Source organism: Pantoea sp. NGS-ED-1003 (assembly GCF_000738765.1).
Lineage (GTDB): Bacteria > Pseudomonadota > Gammaproteobacteria > Enterobacterales > Enterobacteriaceae > Pantoea > Pantoea septica.
In genome coordinates this window covers 163,710-180,660 of sequence record NZ_JPQA01000004.1, presented here as the reverse complement: position 1 = coordinate 180,660, position 16,951 = coordinate 163,710, and the positions used below count along the sequence as shown (strand labels likewise).

Annotated in this window: 14 protein-coding genes, 1 tRNA gene and 1 pseudogene; 11 read left to right on the top strand and 5 right to left on the bottom strand. The window is 57.6% G+C overall.

Annotation, left to right across the window (positions count from 1 at the left end):
• Window positions 1–16: 16 nt before the first annotated feature.
• On the bottom strand, window positions 17–373 hold the full coding sequence (locus tag JS46_RS09505; RefSeq protein WP_033749987.1) for a Dabb family protein: 357 nt from the start codon (window positions 371–373) through the stop codon (window positions 17–19).
• Between the two features lie 161 nt (window positions 374–534).
• Here JS46_RS09505 and JS46_RS09500 point away from each other — a divergent pair, with 161 nt between their 5' ends.
• Complete coding sequence (locus JS46_RS09500) at window positions 535–1,008, top strand: Lrp/AsnC family transcriptional regulator (protein ID WP_033749984.1); 474 nt, start codon at window positions 535–537, stop codon at window positions 1,006–1,008.
• A 97-nt stretch (window positions 1,009–1,105) separates the two neighbouring features.
• Here JS46_RS09500 and JS46_RS09495 read toward each other — a convergent pair.
• Window positions 1,106–1,181, bottom strand: a tRNA-Asn gene (locus JS46_RS09495).
• Window positions 1,182–1,687: 506 nt separating this feature from the next.
• On the opposite strand from JS46_RS09495, the gene JS46_RS09490 reads away from it, so the two are divergent.
• From JS46_RS09490 to nac, 4 genes are all read left to right on the top strand, one after another.
• The gene (locus JS46_RS09490; protein ID WP_033749982.1) at window positions 1,688–2,611 is read left to right on the top strand and encodes a sugar ABC transporter substrate-binding protein; all 924 of its coding nucleotides are present in this window, start codon (window positions 1,688–1,690) and stop codon (window positions 2,609–2,611) included.
• A gap of 32 nt (window positions 2,612–2,643) precedes the next feature.
• Complete coding sequence (locus tag JS46_RS09485; protein ID WP_033749979.1) at window positions 2,644–4,128, top strand: sugar ABC transporter ATP-binding protein; 1,485 nt, start codon at window positions 2,644–2,646, stop codon at window positions 4,126–4,128.
• Window positions 4,129–4,151: 23 nt separating this feature from the next.
• The gene (locus tag JS46_RS09480) at window positions 4,152–5,174 is read left to right on the top strand and encodes an ABC transporter permease (RefSeq protein ID WP_187143682.1); all 1,023 of its coding nucleotides are present in this window, start codon (window positions 4,152–4,154) and stop codon (window positions 5,172–5,174) included.
• Between the two features lie 402 nt (window positions 5,175–5,576).
• Window positions 5,577–6,494 (top strand): nitrogen assimilation transcriptional regulator NAC, encoded by a 918-nt coding sequence (nac, locus tag JS46_RS09475; protein ID WP_033749973.1) that lies wholly within the window; start codon window positions 5,577–5,579, stop codon window positions 6,492–6,494.
• 89 nt (window positions 6,495–6,583) lie between these two features.
• Here nac and JS46_RS22900 read toward each other — a convergent pair.
• Both JS46_RS22900 and JS46_RS22895 read right to left on the bottom strand, forming a co-directional pair.
• Window positions 6,584–7,063: pseudogene (locus tag JS46_RS22900) on the bottom strand (Hcp family type VI secretion system effector).
• A 20-nt stretch (window positions 7,064–7,083) separates the two neighbouring features.
• A complete protein-coding gene (locus tag JS46_RS22895; protein WP_235212986.1) occupies window positions 7,084–7,974 on the bottom strand; it encodes a hypothetical protein in 891 nt (296 codons plus the stop codon).
• Window positions 7,975–8,224: 250 nt separating this feature from the next.
• Between JS46_RS22895 and cbl the strand changes: the two genes are divergently transcribed.
• Entirely contained in the window at window positions 8,225–9,184 is a 960-nt protein-coding gene (cbl, locus tag JS46_RS09455) for an HTH-type transcriptional regulator Cbl (RefSeq protein ID WP_033749969.1), read from the top strand.
• Here the strand turns inward: cbl and JS46_RS09450 are convergent.
• A complete protein-coding gene (locus JS46_RS09450) occupies window positions 9,181–9,846 on the bottom strand; it encodes an O-methyltransferase (RefSeq protein ID WP_033750732.1) in 666 nt (221 codons plus the stop codon). The two genes, cbl and JS46_RS09450, sit on opposite strands and share 4 nt — an antisense overlap.
• A 162-nt stretch (window positions 9,847–10,008) precedes the next feature.
• Here JS46_RS09450 and JS46_RS09445 point away from each other — a divergent pair, with 162 nt between their 5' ends.
• The 5 genes from JS46_RS09445 (at window position 10,009) to JS46_RS09425 (ending at window position 16,931) form a co-directional block, all read left to right on the top strand.
• Window positions 10,009–11,469 (top strand): NAD-dependent succinate-semialdehyde dehydrogenase, encoded by a 1,461-nt coding sequence (locus JS46_RS09445; RefSeq protein WP_033749965.1) that lies wholly within the window; start codon window positions 10,009–10,011, stop codon window positions 11,467–11,469.
• Window positions 11,470–11,844: 375 nt separating this feature from the next.
• Window positions 11,845–13,314 (top strand): aldehyde dehydrogenase, encoded by a 1,470-nt coding sequence (locus JS46_RS09440; RefSeq protein WP_033749961.1) that lies wholly within the window; start codon window positions 11,845–11,847, stop codon window positions 13,312–13,314.
• Between the two features lie 28 nt (window positions 13,315–13,342).
• Window positions 13,343–14,011: a haloacid dehalogenase type II gene (locus JS46_RS09435; protein ID WP_033749958.1), complete on the top strand. Its 669-nt coding sequence runs from the start codon at window positions 13,343–13,345 to the stop codon at window positions 14,009–14,011.
• 10 nt (window positions 14,012–14,021) lie between these two features.
• Window positions 14,022–15,299 (top strand): FAD-binding oxidoreductase, encoded by a 1,278-nt coding sequence (locus JS46_RS09430; RefSeq protein ID WP_033749955.1) that lies wholly within the window; start codon window positions 14,022–14,024, stop codon window positions 15,297–15,299.
• Window positions 15,300–15,344: 45 nt separating this feature from the next.
• The gene (locus JS46_RS09425; RefSeq protein WP_033749952.1) at window positions 15,345–16,931 is read left to right on the top strand and encodes an ABC transporter substrate-binding protein; all 1,587 of its coding nucleotides are present in this window, start codon (window positions 15,345–15,347) and stop codon (window positions 16,929–16,931) included.
• Window positions 16,932–16,951 lie beyond the last annotated feature (20 nt).

The window sequence follows — 16,951 nt, the reverse complement described above, 5'->3', positions numbered from 1 at the left end:
ATAGACAGGGATTATTTCAACCGGAAACGGGAAGTTCATTTAACACCGAGAGCAAACCACTGTTTAGCGTGAAATCGCTGGGAAGCTCTATATCAACAACTTTCCAGTCCGCAATATATTTCCATTTGGTTACCCCGTTCTGATGATCGGGATGGATAATATAGGCATTCAGATCCGATCGGTTTTCAAACAGGCCAATCACCACGAAATCTGCTGCAATATCGCGCTTAGTGGTATTTCTGCCGCAGCTCCATCCTTTAATTTCATCAATGTGATGAGGGTGAGCACGCGTGGCTCTTTCAGCATCTATGGCTTCCAGAGATGACCAGCTCCATGGGTTCCTTAACGTAAACATGACGATGTGCATTAACATAGGGTCAGTTCTGTCCTTGTGATGGCGCCTTAAATCATTAGAAAGGTGAATGTATTATGCATTAGCAAAAGAGGAAATTGTTGCCTATATCATTTACTCAACGCGGATTGTTAGGTAAAAATTCCCCTTTATTGCTTTTAATGAGAAAGGAATTTCCCTCTATGGCACTCAGCCTGACAGATATGAAGATCCTGAAAATTTTACAGGACGATGCGCGCGTCACGAATCAGGAACTGGCGGAGAAGATAAGCCTTTCAGCGTCTCCCTGCTGGCGTAAAGTGCGCAAGCTTGAGGAAGATGAAGTGATTCAGGGCTACCGCGCCGTTCTTGACCGTAAAAAAATCGGGCTGGGTGTGATGGTTTTCGTTCGGGTTGCCATCGACAGCCATAGTGAAGCGGAGGCGAGAAAGTTTGAAGAAGAGGTCACCGCGTTGGAGGATGTTGTGGCCTGCTATAGCATCGGGGGAGACGCCGATTTTCTGCTGCAGGTTGTGGCATCGGATCTCGACTCCTATGCCGATTTCGCCATGTCAGTGGTGCGCAGACTGCCGGGAATCAAAGAGATGCAGAGTATGTTTGTGCTTAAAGAGATCAAGCCTCTCGTGACTTATCCCATAAAGAAGACAGCGGAGTAAGCTGTAAGCCGCCGGCGTAAGGCAGAGACGTAACGCTTATCAGGCATCCAGACGAACAAAAGCCCGCTCAGGTTTCCCTGAGCGGGCTTTTTGAATTTGGCTCCTCTGACTGGACTCGAACCAGTGACATACGGATTAACAGTCCGCCGTTCTACCGACTGAACTACAGAGGAATTGTTGGAACGGGGCGAATATTAACGATGCCGTTCCTGCTTGTCAAAGCACGATTTCACTTTTCCCAACCGAACGCTCGCAAAAGCAGCGGTTTGCCGCTTTTTCAACAGATTCGGCGAGATTTCAAACTGCCGACAGGATCTCACTTTAAACGCATTTCCCGGCAGATGTTAGATGCGTGTCAAAGTTTTGTTATTTGCCGATGTTAAAACAACTGTTTCAGTGCTTTTATGATAAAAATTTCAAAACCAGTGTTAATGGAACAAACAAACTGCTTATTATCACCAGCGGAATCACTCCGTAAAAGTGGAACAGGATTTTAAAATTATTCCCTGTATAAACAAGTGATTGTAAAAAGGAGGGGTTGGTCACAAAAAAGCGCGATGCCCAGCACTCACCTCTGTAAACAGACCTGAAACCGCCAGCAATGTTGAGTGAATGTAAAAGATATTTTTCATTCGCGGTATCAGCGGCGTCGGCAAGTTAACGACAATAAGGGTTACTCATGAACATCAAAAAAACGCTCGCTGTCACACTGTTAGCCTGCATGTTGCCTGCCGCCGCGATGGCGAAAGATCTCTCCGTCGGCGTATCGATGGCGTTGTTCGACGACAACTTCCTCACCATTCTGCGTACCGCAATGCAAAAAGAGATGCAGAAAGAGGGCGTTAAGGGACAGCTGGAAGACGCCAAAGGGGATGTTTCGCAGCAGCTGCAGCAGGTACAGAACTTTATCGGCCAGGGCGTCGACGCCATCATCGTCAATCCGGTGGATACCAACGCCGTCAAACCCATCATGGATCAGGCTACCAAAGCCGGCATTCCGCTGATCTTCGTTAACCGTCGTCCTCAGGCGGAGCTGACCGACAAAATGGCCTATGTGGGATCGGACTCCGAACTGGCGGGTCGCCTGCAGATGGAGGCGCTGGCCAAGGCGATGAACGGCAAAGGCAACGTCGCTATTCTGATGGGCGATCTCGCTAACGAATCGACGCGCGACCGCACCAAAGGCGTCGAAGCGGTGGTCGCTAAATATCCCGGCATCAAAGTGGTGCAGAAGCAGACCGCCAAATTTATGCGTAACGACGCGGTAGACGTGGTGAGCAACTGGCTGACCGCAGGCGACGATATCCAGGCCATCGCCTCCAACAACGATGAAATGGCGATCGGCGCGCTGCAGGCGCTGGGCAAAAACCCCAACCATATCCTGATCGCCGGCGTGGACGGCACCCCTGACGCGCTGCAAATGCTGAAGAACGGCAAGATGGTCGCGACGGTATTCCAGGACGCACGCGGACAGGGCGAAGGCGCGGTGCAGGCGGCCGTTAAGCTGGCGAAGGGCGAAAAAGTGCAGAAGATTATCGATATCCCTTATCAGCTGATCACCAAAGATAATATGCAGCAGTTCGTGAACCGTAATCAGAAATAACCGATCCCGACTCAGCCGTACGGAGGTGATGTATGACCGCTTTTGCGCTTGAAGCCGAAGGCATCAGCAAGTTCTTTCCCGGTGTGAAGGCACTCGATAACGTTTCGCTGCGCGTGCGTCCGGGATCGGTTCATGCCTTGATGGGCGAAAATGGCGCGGGCAAATCCACTTTAATGAAGTGCCTGATCGGGATGTACCGTCCCGATCGGGGCACCATCCGCATTAAAGGGGAGCCGGTGCAGTTTCAGGACACCATGGACGCCTTGCGTTCCGGCATTTCCATGATCCACCAGGAGCTTAATCTGGTGCCCTACATGACCGTCGCCGAGAACATCTGGCTGGGACGGGAGCCGATGAAGTACGGCTTTGTCGATCACGGCAAGCTCAACCAGCAGACGCAGACGCTGCTCAACCAGCTCAATATTCGCCTCAAGGCTGACCGGCTGGTGGGCGAGTTAAGTATCGCCGCGCAGCAGATGGTGGAGATCGCCAAAGCGGTCTCGTGGAACGCCGACATCGTGATTATGGATGAGCCCACCTCCGCCCTGACCGAAAGCGAAGTGGCGCATCTTTTCACTATCATTCGCGACCTGCGCGCACAGGGCAAAGCCATCATCTATATCAGCCACAAAATGGATGAAATCTTCGCCATTACCGATGAGATCAGCATTTTCCGCGACGGCAGCTGGGTCGGCAGCAACCACACCGCGCAGTTTACTCGTCAGTCGCTGATCACCCAGATGGTAGGGCGCGAACTGACCCAGCTCTTTCCCAAATTCAACAACGCCATCGGCGAAGAGGTGCTGACGGTACGCGGCCTTACCAGTAAAGATCGCTTCCATGACGTCAGCTTCAGCCTGCGGCGCGGCGAAATTCTCGGCGTCGCCGGCCTGGTCGGCGCCGGGCGCAGCGAAGTGATGGAAAGTTTATTCGGCATGGAGAGCATCGACAGCGGCGAGGTGCTGATTGACGGCGTGCCGGTCACTATCGATTCGCCTTCAACGGCGATTGAAAAGGGCATGGCGTTTTTAACCGAGGATCGCAAAAAGTCGGGGCTGTTTCTCGTGCTGTCGGTGATGGAGAACATGAGCATCGTCAACATGCCCGAGTACAGCGGCAAGAGCGGCTTCGTCAGCCACGTCAAGATGGCGCAGGACTGCATGGAGCAGATCCGGCGGCTGAATATCAAAACGCCGACCATGGATCAGATCATCAACAATCTGAGCGGCGGCAACCAGCAGAAGGTGCTGATTGCCCGCTGGCTGCTGGCGCAACCCAAAATTCTTATCCTCGACGAGCCGACGCGCGGTATCGACGTCGGCGCGAAAGCGGAAATCTACCGTTTGATCTCTGAGCTGGCCAACCGCGGCGTGGCCATCATCATGGTGTCGTCGGAACTGCCGGAAATTCTCGGCATGAGCGACCGCGTGATGGTGATGCATCAGGGACGGATTACCGGCATCCTCGATAAAGAAGAGGCCGATCAGGAAACCATTTTGTCGCTGGCATCCGAGTGAGGCGCGAGACACCTATGAGCAATATCAAAGCAACGGCTACTCCAACGGCTGAACATTCGTCGTTCTTCGGCAATCTGCGGCATAAGCTGCCTAAAGATACCGGCATCTTTATCGTGATGGTCGGCATCGCGCTGATCTTCGAAATCGCCGGCTGGTATGTGCGCGACCAGTCGTTTCTGATGAACACCAACCGACTGATTCTGATCCTGTTGCAGGTGGCGATTATCGGCGTGATCGCGGTCGGGGTAACGCAGGTGATCATCACCACCGGCATCGACCTCTCGTCGGGTTCAGTGATCGCGCTGACCGCCGTGGTCGCGGCCAGCCTGGCGCAAACCTCCGACAGCCTTTCGCCGATGTTTCCTGCGCTGGTCGATATGCCTGCCGTGGTGCCTATCGGTGCCGGGATCGGCGTGGGTCTGCTCTGCGGCCTGGTCAACGGCGTACTCATTACCCGCACCGGCATTCCGCCTTTCATCGCCACGCTGGGCATGATGGTGTCGGCGCGCGGTCTGGCGCAGTACTACACGCAGGGCAACCCGATCAGCTTTCTCTCCGACGGTTTTACCTCTATCGGGCAGGGCGCGATGCCGGTAATTATCTTCCTGGTGGTGGCGCTGGTGTTTCATATCGCCCTGAAGCATACCCGCTACGGCAAATACGTTTACGCCATCGGCGGCAACATGACGTCGGCCAAAGTCTCCGGCATCAACGTGAATAAATACCTGGTGATCGTTTATACCATCGCTGGGGCGCTCTCCGGGCTGGCGGGCGTGGTGCTGGCGGCGCGCGTCAGCAGCGGCCAGTCAAGCATGGGGATGTCCTATGAGCTGGACGCCATCGCCGCGGCGGTGATTGGCGGCAGCAGCCTGATGGGCGGCGTCGGGCGCATTACCGGCACCCTGATTGGCGCGGTGATCCTGGGGCTGATCAAAAGCGGCTTTACCTTCGTCGGCGTCGACGCCTACGTTCAGGACATTATCAAAGGCATGATTATCGTGGCCGCGGTGGCGATCGATATGCACCGCAACCGCAAAAAACGCTGATTTTTCCAGCTGCTGGCCTGCTCGCGCCTGAAAAGCCGGGCAGGCCTTTTGTCCTGCTTTGAATAAGTTTTCCTGCTGGATACCGCGCGTTTTTCCGCTTCCCGTCGCGTTATCGCGTCTGTTCCGCTTCGGGTCATCACTTTTATGCACGTCTGGCTCGCACAGGCTGCACCAGCGGAGTGCAGTCGCGCTTGCCTTTTTCGCTACCTCGCCATTCTCGCTGCTTATTAACTCTTATTGGGTAATCAGAAAGGCTTATTTTTCGGGTTGTTAGGATTTTTCTGCAGTAGCCTGGCAGCGCTTTGAGAAAAAGTGGCCTGCTAATTGCAATTTGTTCCTTACCAGGCCAGCAGGCCACAAGAACAGATGTTATTGGCATTCGGGGAATGTGACGGAGGCAAGATGAACTTAAGACGACTGAAATACTTTGTGAAAATCGTCGATATTGGCAGTTTGACGCAGGCGGCTGAAGTGCTGCACATCGCGCAACCTGCGCTCAGTCAACAGGTCGCCACGCTGGAGAACGAGCTGGATCAACAGCTGCTGATTCGCACCAAGCGCGGCGTGACGCCGACCGAAGCCGGTAAAATTCTCTATGCACATGCGCGTACGATTTTGCGGCAGTGCGAACAGGCGCAGACGGCGGTAATCAACGCCGGGCAGGTGCTGAGCGGTCAGGTCTCCATCGGCATGGCGCCGGGCACGGCGGCCTCTTCGCTGACCATGCCGCTGCTGCAAACGGTGCGCGAGCAGCATCCGGAAATTCTGGTTTATCTGCATGAAAACAGCGGCAGTACGCTTAATGAAAAGGTGATGAACGGCCAGCTTGATATGGCGGTGCTTTACGACCGCGCGCCGACGGCGGGCATCACCAGTCTGCCGCTGATGAAAGAGGAGCTTTATCTGGTCGGCGCCACTGACTGCCCCGGCGGATCGGTAGATTTAGCCGAGGTGGCGCAGATGAGCCTGTTTTTGCCGCGCGACTACAGCGCGGTGCGCAAGCGGGTTGATGAAGCCTTTTCGCTGCGTCGTCTTAGCGCACGCATTATCGGCGAGATCGAATCGCTGTCAATGCTGACCGCCGCCGTCGCCAGCGGTATGGGCGTCACGGTGCTGCCGGAGTCCGCCGCGCGTGCGCTGGTCGGCTCAACCCAGGCCTGGATGGCGCGCATCAACAGTCCGGCGCTTAATCTGCCGCTGTCGCTGAACGTGTCCGCGCGTCTGCCGCTCTCGCCGTCCGCGCAGGCGGTAAAGGATATTTTGCTGTCGCTGCTGAATAAGCCGATGGCGGAAGAGCGGGCGCTGCTGCTGGTAAGTTAAGACTGTCAGGCGGTCCTGCGGGACCGCTTTTGCGCCTTCAGGCAGGTTATCGAAGAGTGACTGGCCTGTTTATATGGCAGCCCACCGCCTTAATAGGTTGCTCGCTCATTCCACGAGTCGGTGAACAGAATATTCCCGTCGCAATGCTTCCAGGTAATTTTCTCATAGCGTAACAAAATCGTTTCAAGGTGCGTGCCCGTCTGCGCGCCGGGATAGAGGTCTGGCGTAATAGAGGTCAGCTTTACCCCTTCGAGGATAATATTGAAATATTCTTGCTCTATACCCGCTTCATTAATCTGGTACATTTTAATCGTCGCGGACCTGAGCGTTTTACCGGTGCTTAACGCCCGAAAGAGCAGCGGCGTCACGCGATCAAATTCTTTCTGAAACATAATAGGCATATGGACGCGCGTTCCCGTTTATCTGCCGGTGTTGCCATCCACAGGAATATTGACGTTGTGGGTAAATGATTTTAGCTCGATCGCCCCTTCACGGCCTGACACAAGCGACGGCTCCATTATCGGCGAGCCATTTTCATCTGTTAACCACAGGTAAGCTGGATTAGACATAAAATTCCCTTTTAAAGTGATTACTTATCGTATTTATCAAACCTGGCTGTAAACTTCGGCAACAGAATGATAAGCACAATGACTGAGATTATCGTTAATAGCAGCCAGTATGTCGGAAAAAACTTCAGGTAAAATAAACCAAATCCGATTAGGCTGACCAGAATGAGTCCTTCATTAAAAATGAGCGACAGGAAAGTTTTAAACATGATATTTGCTCTTGATAGCTTTGTAAACTTCATCGAAGTTACGATAGCGTTCCATCTGCACGTTTTTATAACTTCAGATAAGACAGGTTCAATAAAGTAATAGAGCATTTCTAATTCCGCGCTATAAAGTATTAAATAGTATTTTTCATCCATATATTTCAGCCTGCGGGCTGCAAGAGCACATTTCTGATCTGTTCCAAATACCTGGAATAACCAAACAACGTTAGGCACACGTGCAGCTAGCCTTTCAACAACTGAACGCGATACAACTTCAGACATGGAAAGCGCCTCAGATAGCGCGACAGCCAGGCTTAAACGGGTTGCTTTTCCTGCCGGCATTCTGGCAATGCTTCCTGCAAGATTTGAATTAACAGAACGCGCCATATCATCCTCGTTGCCATTATCTATATCCTCAATAACCTTTTTGAAATACAGATAAAGCATATGGCCAATTACGTCCCGATATCGGTAAAGAGAGCGAATAGAGCAGAGCATTCTCTTGTCTTCGGAATACAATTGCTTGCATACATCGTGATATGCCGGAATCAGGCACGACGCATACCAGCTTGCCCGCTCCACGCCAGAGTAAATATCAGAGCCTATTCCCTTCATTGCCTTCCAGGTTGAGGTCACGCCCTGCTGCGCATAAAGCGCCAGCAGCCTGTCGCTTTGCAACTTCATCTTTAAGACATCTGCAGCCTGCATAAAGTATCCCTACTATTTGTGGTGTTATCAGGGTATGCGCTGAAGCGTTTCGTCTTCAAGCCGCTTTAGCAGTCGCGCTCTCGTTTTGTGACCCCGTTAGCGCTAAAGCGTAAGAAAGGCTCTCCCACAGTGCGCATACCGGCTGCCTTATATTCCCCCTGCGCATAAGCACAAAGTTTTTATTATTTGTTGATATCAATAAACCTTCTTACCATCGGAGGTAACAATTTCGTAAAGGGAGGTAAATACCGTGAATTTCCAGCAACTTAAAATCATCCGTGAGGCGGCGCGCTGCGAGTTCAATCTGACGGAAGTGGCAAACACGCTATTTACCTCGCAGTCAGGCGTCAGCCGTCATATCCGCGATCTGGAAGATGAACTGGGCGTGGAGATTTTTATTCGCCGCGGCAAGCGCCTGCTGGGCATGACGGAACCGGGCAAAGCGCTGTTGACCATCGCCGAACGCATCCTCGACGAGGCAGGAAAAGTACGCCGGCTGGCGGACGTTTTTACCAACGAAACCAGCGGCATCCTGACGATCGCCACCACGCACACTCAGGCGCGCTACAGCCTGCCGCGCGTTATCAAGGCGTTTCGCCAGCTCTATCCCAACGTGCGGCTCGAGCTTAACCAGGGCTCGCCGCAGGAGATCGTCGCCATGCTGCTGGCAGGCGAAGCGGACGTCGGCATCGCCAGCGAACTGCTGGTGAACAACCCCAGCCTCGCGGCCTTTCCCTGGTTCAGCTGGCATCATGCGCTGCTGGTGCCGAGCGATCACGAGCTGGTGCAGCAGCAGCCGGTCTCGCTCAGCACCCTGAGCCGCTACCCGCTGATTACCTATCGCCAGGGCATCACCGGACGCTCGCGCGTCGACCGCGCCTTCCAGAGCGCGGGCCTGAAGCCGGATATCGTGCTGAGCGCGCAGGATTCAGACGTGGTGAAAACCTATGTCGAACTGGGATTAGGCGTCGGCATCCTTGCCGATCAGGCGTGCGAAATTCAGCCGGAAGAGGCGCTGGTGCGTATCGACGCGCATCACCTGTTTGACGCCAATACCGTCTGGCTCGGTCTGAAGCGCGGGCAACTGCAGCGCAACTACGTCTGGCAGTTTATGGAGCTGTGCAACGCCAACCTGTCGCTGGAGGAGATCAAACGGCAGGCGCTCTCCTATCAAAGCGAAGAAGAGCCGGCGATCGACTTTCAGATTTAATCCGGCAGCGACTCGACGATGGCCAGCTGCAGGCCATCCCAGCCTTTGCTGCCGACGGTTTGCAGCGCGGTGGCCGTCAGGTGCCGATTCTCGCCGATATCGCGCAGATACTGCCGTAGCCCCTGCACGTTTTCATCCGTGGACTGCGAGTCGACGATCCGCCCGCTGCGCACCACGTTATCGCCGATAATCACGCTGCCGACGCGCGCCAGCTTCAGTGCCCAGCGCAAGTAGTGCGGATTATTGCGCTTATCGGCATCGATAAAGATCATATCGAACGGTCCCTGCAGCGTCGGCAAACTCTCCAGCGCCGGCCCGACCAGCAGCTCGACTTTATCTGTCACGCCCGCTTCGGCGAAATTCTCGCGCGCCACCTGCGCATGCTGCGGCGAAAACTCCAGCGTGACGATTTTGCCGTTCTCCGGCAGCGCACGCGCCAGCCACAGCGTGCTGTAGCCGCCCAGCGTGCCGATCTCCAGAATGCGCGAGGCGTTCATCATGCGCGCCAGCAGATAGAGCAGCTTGCCCTGGTTGGCCGCGACGTCAATCGGCGGCAGGCCGGCGGCCGCGTTGCGCGCCAGCGCCGACGAGAGCGCCGCATCCGGTTTCACCAGCGTCTGAATAAAGTAGTCATCGACCGCTCGCCACATATGATCGCTCATGGTTATCTCCTTGTTTAAAAACTGAGCATAGCAGCCGCGCGGCATAAAATTTTCTTTCCGCGCGCAAAACTCGCCGTTTAAGGTTTCTGCCCGGCGAGAAAAACATCCTGCGCTGAGGCGACGCGATAGAGTGGAAGAAAACCGATTAAACAGGGGAGTAAGATGTCGCGTCTTCAACTAAAGGATTCCGATCTGCTGCGCCAGCAGGCACTATTCGGCGGCCGCTGGCAGGATGCACACAACGGCGAAACCCTGCCGGTGGTCGATCCCGCCACCCGTGAAACCCTGGCGACCATTCCGGCGCTGGGCCGTGCGGAGACCGAAGCCGCCATCGCCTGCGCCGACGCGGCGCGCCTCGCCTGGGGCAAAACCCCCAACGCCAGCCGCGCCACGCTGCTGGAGAAGTGGCATCAGCTGATCCTCGACAACGCCGACGACCTGGCGACCATCATGACCGCCGAGCAGGGCAAGCCGCTGGCGGAAGCGAAGGGCGAAGTGCTGTACGGCGCCAGTTTCGTCAAATGGTTCGCCGAAGAGGCGCGCCGCATCTACGGCGACACCATTCCTGCGCCGAGCGAGGATCGCCGCATCCTGGTGCTGAAGCAGCCGGTCGGCGTGGCGGCGGCCATCACGCCGTGGAACTTTCCCATCGCCATGATCACCCGCAAAGTCGCTCCTGCGCTGGCGGCAGGCTGTCCGATTATCGTGAAGCCGTCGGAGCTGACGCCGCTGTCGGCGCTGGCGCTGGCGGTGCTGGCGGAGCGCGCGGGCTTTCCGGCCGGCGTGCTGCAGGTGGTGACCGGCCTGCCGACGGAGATTGGCGCGGCGCTGACCAGCAGCCGTCTGGTGCGCAAGATCTCCTTTACCGGCTCGACGCGCATCGGCCAGCTGCTGATGCAGCAGAGCGCCGACAGCGTTAAACGTCTGAGCCTCGAGCTGGGCGGCAACGCGCCGTTTATCGTCTTTGACGACGCCGATATCGATATCGCGGTGGCGGGAGTGATGGTCAGTAAATTCCGCAACGCCGGACAGACCTGCGTCTGCGCCAACCGCATTCTGGTGCAGCGCGGCATCTATCCCCGCTTCGCGGCGAAGCTGCTCGAGGCGGTCGCTACGCTCAAGGTGGGCGACGGCTTTGCGCCCGGCAGCACCATCGGCCCGCTGATCAACGACCGCGCGGTAGAGAAAGTTAACGGCCACATCGAGGATGCGCTGGGCCAGGGCGCGGAGCTGCTGACCGGCGGCGCCAGCCACGGCAACGGCACATACGTACAGCCGACGGTGCTCGGCAGGGTCACGACCCAGATGCGTATCGCCCATGAAGAGACGTTCGGGCCGGTGGCACCGCTGTTTATCTTCGACGAGGAAGAGGAGGCGATCGCGATGGCCAACGATACGCCCTATGGCCTGGGCGCCTATTTCTTTACGGAAAATATTCGCCGCGCATGGCGCGTCGCCGAATCGCTGGAATTTGGCATGGTCGGCTTTAATACCGGCGCCATCTCATTAGAGGTCGCACCGTTCGGCGGCGTAAAATTATCGGGAATAGGTCGGGAAGGATCGCGCTATGGCATTGAAGAATATCTGGAGCAGAAAGCGTTCCATATTGGCAGCCTGAATTAATTTGTCCTTCTTATATAATTTGCCTAATGCAAGCGTTTGTCGCACCCGCGGCAAACGCTTTTTTATTTTGTGCGCTATGTCGTGTTTTTATCTTCACTGGCCATTTTAGTGCAAGTTTCATGCGCGATGCACCACGGCAATGCATGAAATTTGTGAGCTAAATCATCTGTTTATTGGTTCGGCAATTACGCAAAATTTCCGCTTTCAATACGGCAGAAAATTTTTTTGCGCAGTTTTAAACGCATTTTTATTTTTTAGCTGGCTGGCATACTTTCTGCATTACCTTTTGTCATGAGCTTATTCGCGCTGAATATAAGCCCTGCCAGCGCGCTAATTCCATAATGGTTGACGGGTGCAACAAATAAGGATTTATCCATGTTAAGTTTCGACCCTGAAAAAGTTTTGCTTCCTGTCGGCCACTATATTGACGGCCATCACATTCAGACCCAGGGTGCGGCGTTCGCGGTAAAACGCCCGTCGGACGGCAAAGTCTACGCCACGCTGCATGAGGCTGACGCTGCCGATGTCGATCGCGCGGTGCAGGCGGCGCATCAGGCGCTGAAAACCAGCGGCTGGTCGGGCTGCGCGCCGCGCGAACGCGGCCGGGTGCTGCGCCGCTGGGCCGATCTTATCGAGCAGGACAGCCTGCTGGCGCAGCTGGAGGCGCTCGGCTCCACGCGTCCCATTGGCGACGTGGCGCAGCATGAAATTCCGTTTACCGCCGAAGCGATCCGCTTCTACGCCGAGTGCGCCGACAAGTACAGCGGCGATCTCTTCCCGACCCGCGACAGCAGCCTCGGCATGCTGATAGCGGAGCCGTACGGCGTGGTCGGCGCCATTACGCCGTGGAATTTCCCGCTGTCGATGGCGTCGTGGAAGTGCGGCCCGGCGCTGGCGGCGGGCAATGCGGTGGTGCTCAAACCCTCTGAACTGACGCCGTTTTCAACGGTGCGCATGGCGGAGCTGGCGGTGCAGGCCGGTTTGCCTGCTGGCGTGCTCAACATCGTGCAGGGCAGCGGCGCGGTAACCGGCCACGCGCTGGTGACCCATCCGCTGGTACGCAAAGTCTCCTTTACCGGCTCGACCCTGACCGGCGCGCGCATCATGAGCGACGTGGCGCAGCACGGCATGAAGCCGGTAACGCTGGAGCTGGGCGGCAAAAGCCCGCAGCTGGTGTTTGACGACGCGGGCGACATCGAGGTGCTGGCGCAGCGCATCCTGCGCGGCTTTACCGCTAACGGCGGCCAGGCGTGCGTCGCCGGCACCCGCCTTATCGTGCAGCGCGCCATCGCCGCGCCGCTGCTCGATCGCCTCGCCGCGCTGTGCCGCAGCGTGCGGCCCGGCGCGACCTGGCACGGCGACAGCCGCTACGCGCCGCTGATCGACGAACGGCAGGGGCAAAAAGTCGCGTCGGTGATCGCCGCCGCGAAAGCGCAGGGCGCGGAAGTGCTGGTCGGCGGCGAGCGTTTCGCCGACACCGAGGAGGGCTGGTTCTGGCAGCCGACGCTGCTGTGCGGCGTGGCGCAGGATAACCCGGCGGTGCAGCAGGAGATCTTCGGCCCGGTGCTGACGGTGCAGACCTTCGACGAGGAAGAAGAGGGGCTGCGGCTGGCGGCGCATGAGATTTACGGGCTGTGCGCGGGCGTGCATACCCTGAGCCTGCCGCGCGCTATGCGGGCGATACGCGCCATCGAGGCGGGCACCGTATGGGTCAACCGCTACGGCCGCTCCGGCGATTTCATCATTCCCACCGGCGGCTTTCTCGGCTCCGGCATCGGCAAAGATTTGGGGCGGCAGGCGTTTCAGGCTTGCCAGCGCCAGAAAAGCGTACTCATCGATTTTTAACCTTTCCTGATCAAGACGAGGTCGCGTCATGGCACTGTTTAAACCGAAATTCATCACCTTTGACTGTTACGGCACGCTGATTAACTTCGACATGGCGGGCGCGGCAGCGCGCTGTTTTAGCGAGCGCGTGGCGGCAGAGGAGATGCAGGCCTTCACTACCGATTTCTCCCGCTACCGCATGGATGAAGTGCTGGGCGCCTGGAAGCCTTACTACGACGTGGTGAGCAACGCGATACAGCGCACCTGTAAAAAGTGGGGCGTCGCGTGGGACAAGGCGGACAGCGACTTTATCTACACCGACTGCGCCACCTGGGGCCCGCATCCCGACGTGCCGGCCGGACTGGCGAAGCTGGCGACCGAATTCCCGCTGGTGCTGCTCAGCAACTCGATGAAGGATCTGCTGCCGCACCATATTCCGCGACTGGGCGCGCCGATCCACCTGGCGATTACCGCCGAAGAGGTGGGCGCCTACAAACCGCAAATGAAAGGCTTCGAATATATGCTGCAGAAGCTCGACTGTCGGCCGGAGGAGATCCTGCACGTCTCCTCCAGCTTCCGCTACGACCTGATGACGGCGCACGATCTCGGCATCACCCATAAAGCCTGGGTTAATCGCGGTCACGAACCGGCCAACCCTTACTACGGCTACACCGAAATCCCTGACATCGGCGGATTGCCTGCCCTGGTCGGACTCTGAGGATCGCGCTATGAAACTCGAATCGTTCTGGCAGGCCACCGCACCGACGTTTCACGGCGCGGCGGAAGGTTCGCTGCCGTCGCGCGCCGACGTGGTGGTGATCGGCGGCGGCTTTACCGGCGTCTCGGCGGCGCTGAGCCTGGCGCGCAGCGGCCTCGACGTGGTGCTGCTGGAGGGCGGCGAGGTGATGAGTCAGGCCTCGGCGCGCAACGGCGGCCACTGCAATACCGGCGTGGCGCAGAACTTCGCCTCGCTGGTGGCGAGCCAGGGCATCGAGAAAGCCACGCGCTTCTACCGCGCCTACGACGACGCGGTGAGCTACGTCGAACAGCTGGTGCGCGACGAACAGATCGACTGCGATTTCCGCCTGTGCGGCAAGCTCAAGCTCGCCAGCAAGGCGTCCCATTTCGCCGGGCTGCGTGAGGCCTGGGAATTAATGCGCCGCACCGTGGACCCCGATATCGAGCTGATCGGCAAAGAGGAGATCCACCGCGAAGTCGGCAGCGACGCCTTTCACGGCGGCCTGCTGCAAAAGCGCGGCGGCCAGATGCATATGGGCAAGTTCGGCGTCGGGCTGGCGGAAGCGGCGGCGCGCAGCGGAGCGAAAATCTTCCCGCACCACGCGGTGACCGGCTTGACCCGCCTTGACGGCTATCGCCATCGGGTGCAGACCGCCAGAGGCGAGATCCTTGCCGATAAAGTGCTGATGGCCACCGGCTGCTCCAACGTCGGACCGTTTCGCTGGTTCCAGCGCCGCATCGTGCCGGTGGGCAGCTTTATCGTGGTGACGGCGCCGCTGGGCGACGCGCTGATCCGCCAGGTGCTACCGCAGGATCGCACCTATGTTACCTCGCTCAATCTCGGCAACTACTTCCGCACCACCGCCGACCGTCGGCTGGTGTTCGGCGGTCGCGCGCGCTTCGCGGTCAGCAACCCCACTTCCGATTCGCGCAGCGGCGAAATTCTGCAGGCGACGCTGGCCAGCCTCTTTCCGCCGCTGGCGCAGGCGGGCATCGACTACTGCTGGGGCGGCATGGTGGATATGTCCGCCGATCGGCTGCCGCACGCGGGCGAACATGACGGCGTCTTCTACTCCATGGGCTACAGCGGACACGGCACCCAGATGTCGGTGTGGATGGGCGCGGTGATGGCGGATCTGATCGCCGAAAAAAGCAACCGCAACCCCTGGCAGCGCGACGCCTGGCCTGCGCTGCCCGGTTATCACGGCAAACCGTGGTTTTTGCCGCTGGCCGGACTCTATTACAAAGCCAAAGATCGTTTCTCTTGATGCTTGCATTCCAGGTGAACTTAAACGCTTATTGAGGGTACGCAGATGAGTCAAAATGATAATAACGCGCTGACGCGCATGCTGACCGAAGGCACGCTGTCGCGCCGCGGGCTGATGAAAATGCTCTCCGCCGGCGCGGTGATGAGCAGCGGCATTATCGCCTTTCCGCAGCTGGGCTTCGCCGCCGAAACGCCGGTGAAAGGCGGCAAAATTCGCGCCGCCATGTCCAACGCCTCCGCCACCGATACCCTTGATCCCGCCAAAGCCAACAACAGCGGCGACTATACCCGCCAGTGTATGTTCTACAACGGCCTGACCGAACTGGATAAAGATCTCAAGGCGCTGCCGGCGCTGGCGGCGTCGCTCGACTCCGCCGACGGCGTCACTTGGCAGATCAAGCTGCGCAGCGGCGTGACCTTCCACGACGGCAAGCCGCTGACCGCGAAAGATGTGGTCTACTCGCTTAGCCGACACAAAGACGCGGCGGTCGCCTCGAACGCCTTTAAAATTGCCGAGCAGTTTAAGGCTATCAGCGTCGTTAACGACAACGAAGTGCAGCTGGTGCTGAGCCAGGCGAACTTCGATCTGCCCTATATCCTCGCCGCGCCGCCCTTTTTGATCGTGCAGGACGGCACCAGAGACTTTACTAAGGGCATCGGCACCGGGCCTTACGTCTGCAAGGAGTTTACCCCGGGCGTGCGCTCGGTCGGCACGAAAAACCCTAACTACTTTAAGCCAGGCCTGCCGCATCTCGACGAGGTAGAGCTGCTGGGCGTCACCGACCAGGCGGCGCGCGTCAACGCGCTGATGTCGGGCGACCTGCATATCGTCTCGACCCTGAGCGCCAACGACTGCAAGCGCATTAAGGCGACCAGCGACTTCGGCGTGCTGGAGAGCAAATCGGGCATGTACACCAACCTGATCGTGCGCACCGATATCAAGCCCGGCAGCAACGAAGATTTCGTGCTGGCGCTGAAATATCTGCAGCCGCGCGAGATGCTGGTGAAAACCGTGCTGCAGGGCTACGGCGACGTCAGTAACGATACGCCGGTGCCGCCGTGGCATCCGCTTTACAACGCCGAGCTGAAGCCGCGTCCGCTTGATGTGGAGAAGGCGAAATTCCACATCGAAAAGGCGGGCATGAAGGGCGCGACGGTGGAGATCGTCACCACGCCGAACATCGAAGGCGCGGTCGAGGGCGGCCAGCTGATCCAGCAGGTGGCGCGCAACGCCGGCATCAACATCAAGGTGCGCCGTGTGCCCTATGACGGCTACTGGTCGACGCACTGGACCAAAGATCCGGTGGGCTACGGCTCTATCAACCCGCGTCCGACGCTCGATATGCTCTTCTCGCAGTTCTATCTCTCCGGCGCGCCCAACAACGAGTCGGGCTGGAAGAACGCGCAGTTCGACCAGCTGGTGGTGGCGGCGCGCGGCGAACGGGATCAGGCGAAGCGCAAACAGATGTACGGCGATATGCAGAAGCTGATCTACGACCACTGCGGCACCATTATCCCGACGTTTATCAGCTCCACCGACGGCTACAGCAAAAAGGTGAAGGGCGTCGAAGCCTGGCCATCCGGCATGATGATGGGCTATCGCTTTCACGAATTCGCCTGGCTGTCCGCTTAACCCTCTCGACACTGGAGAAC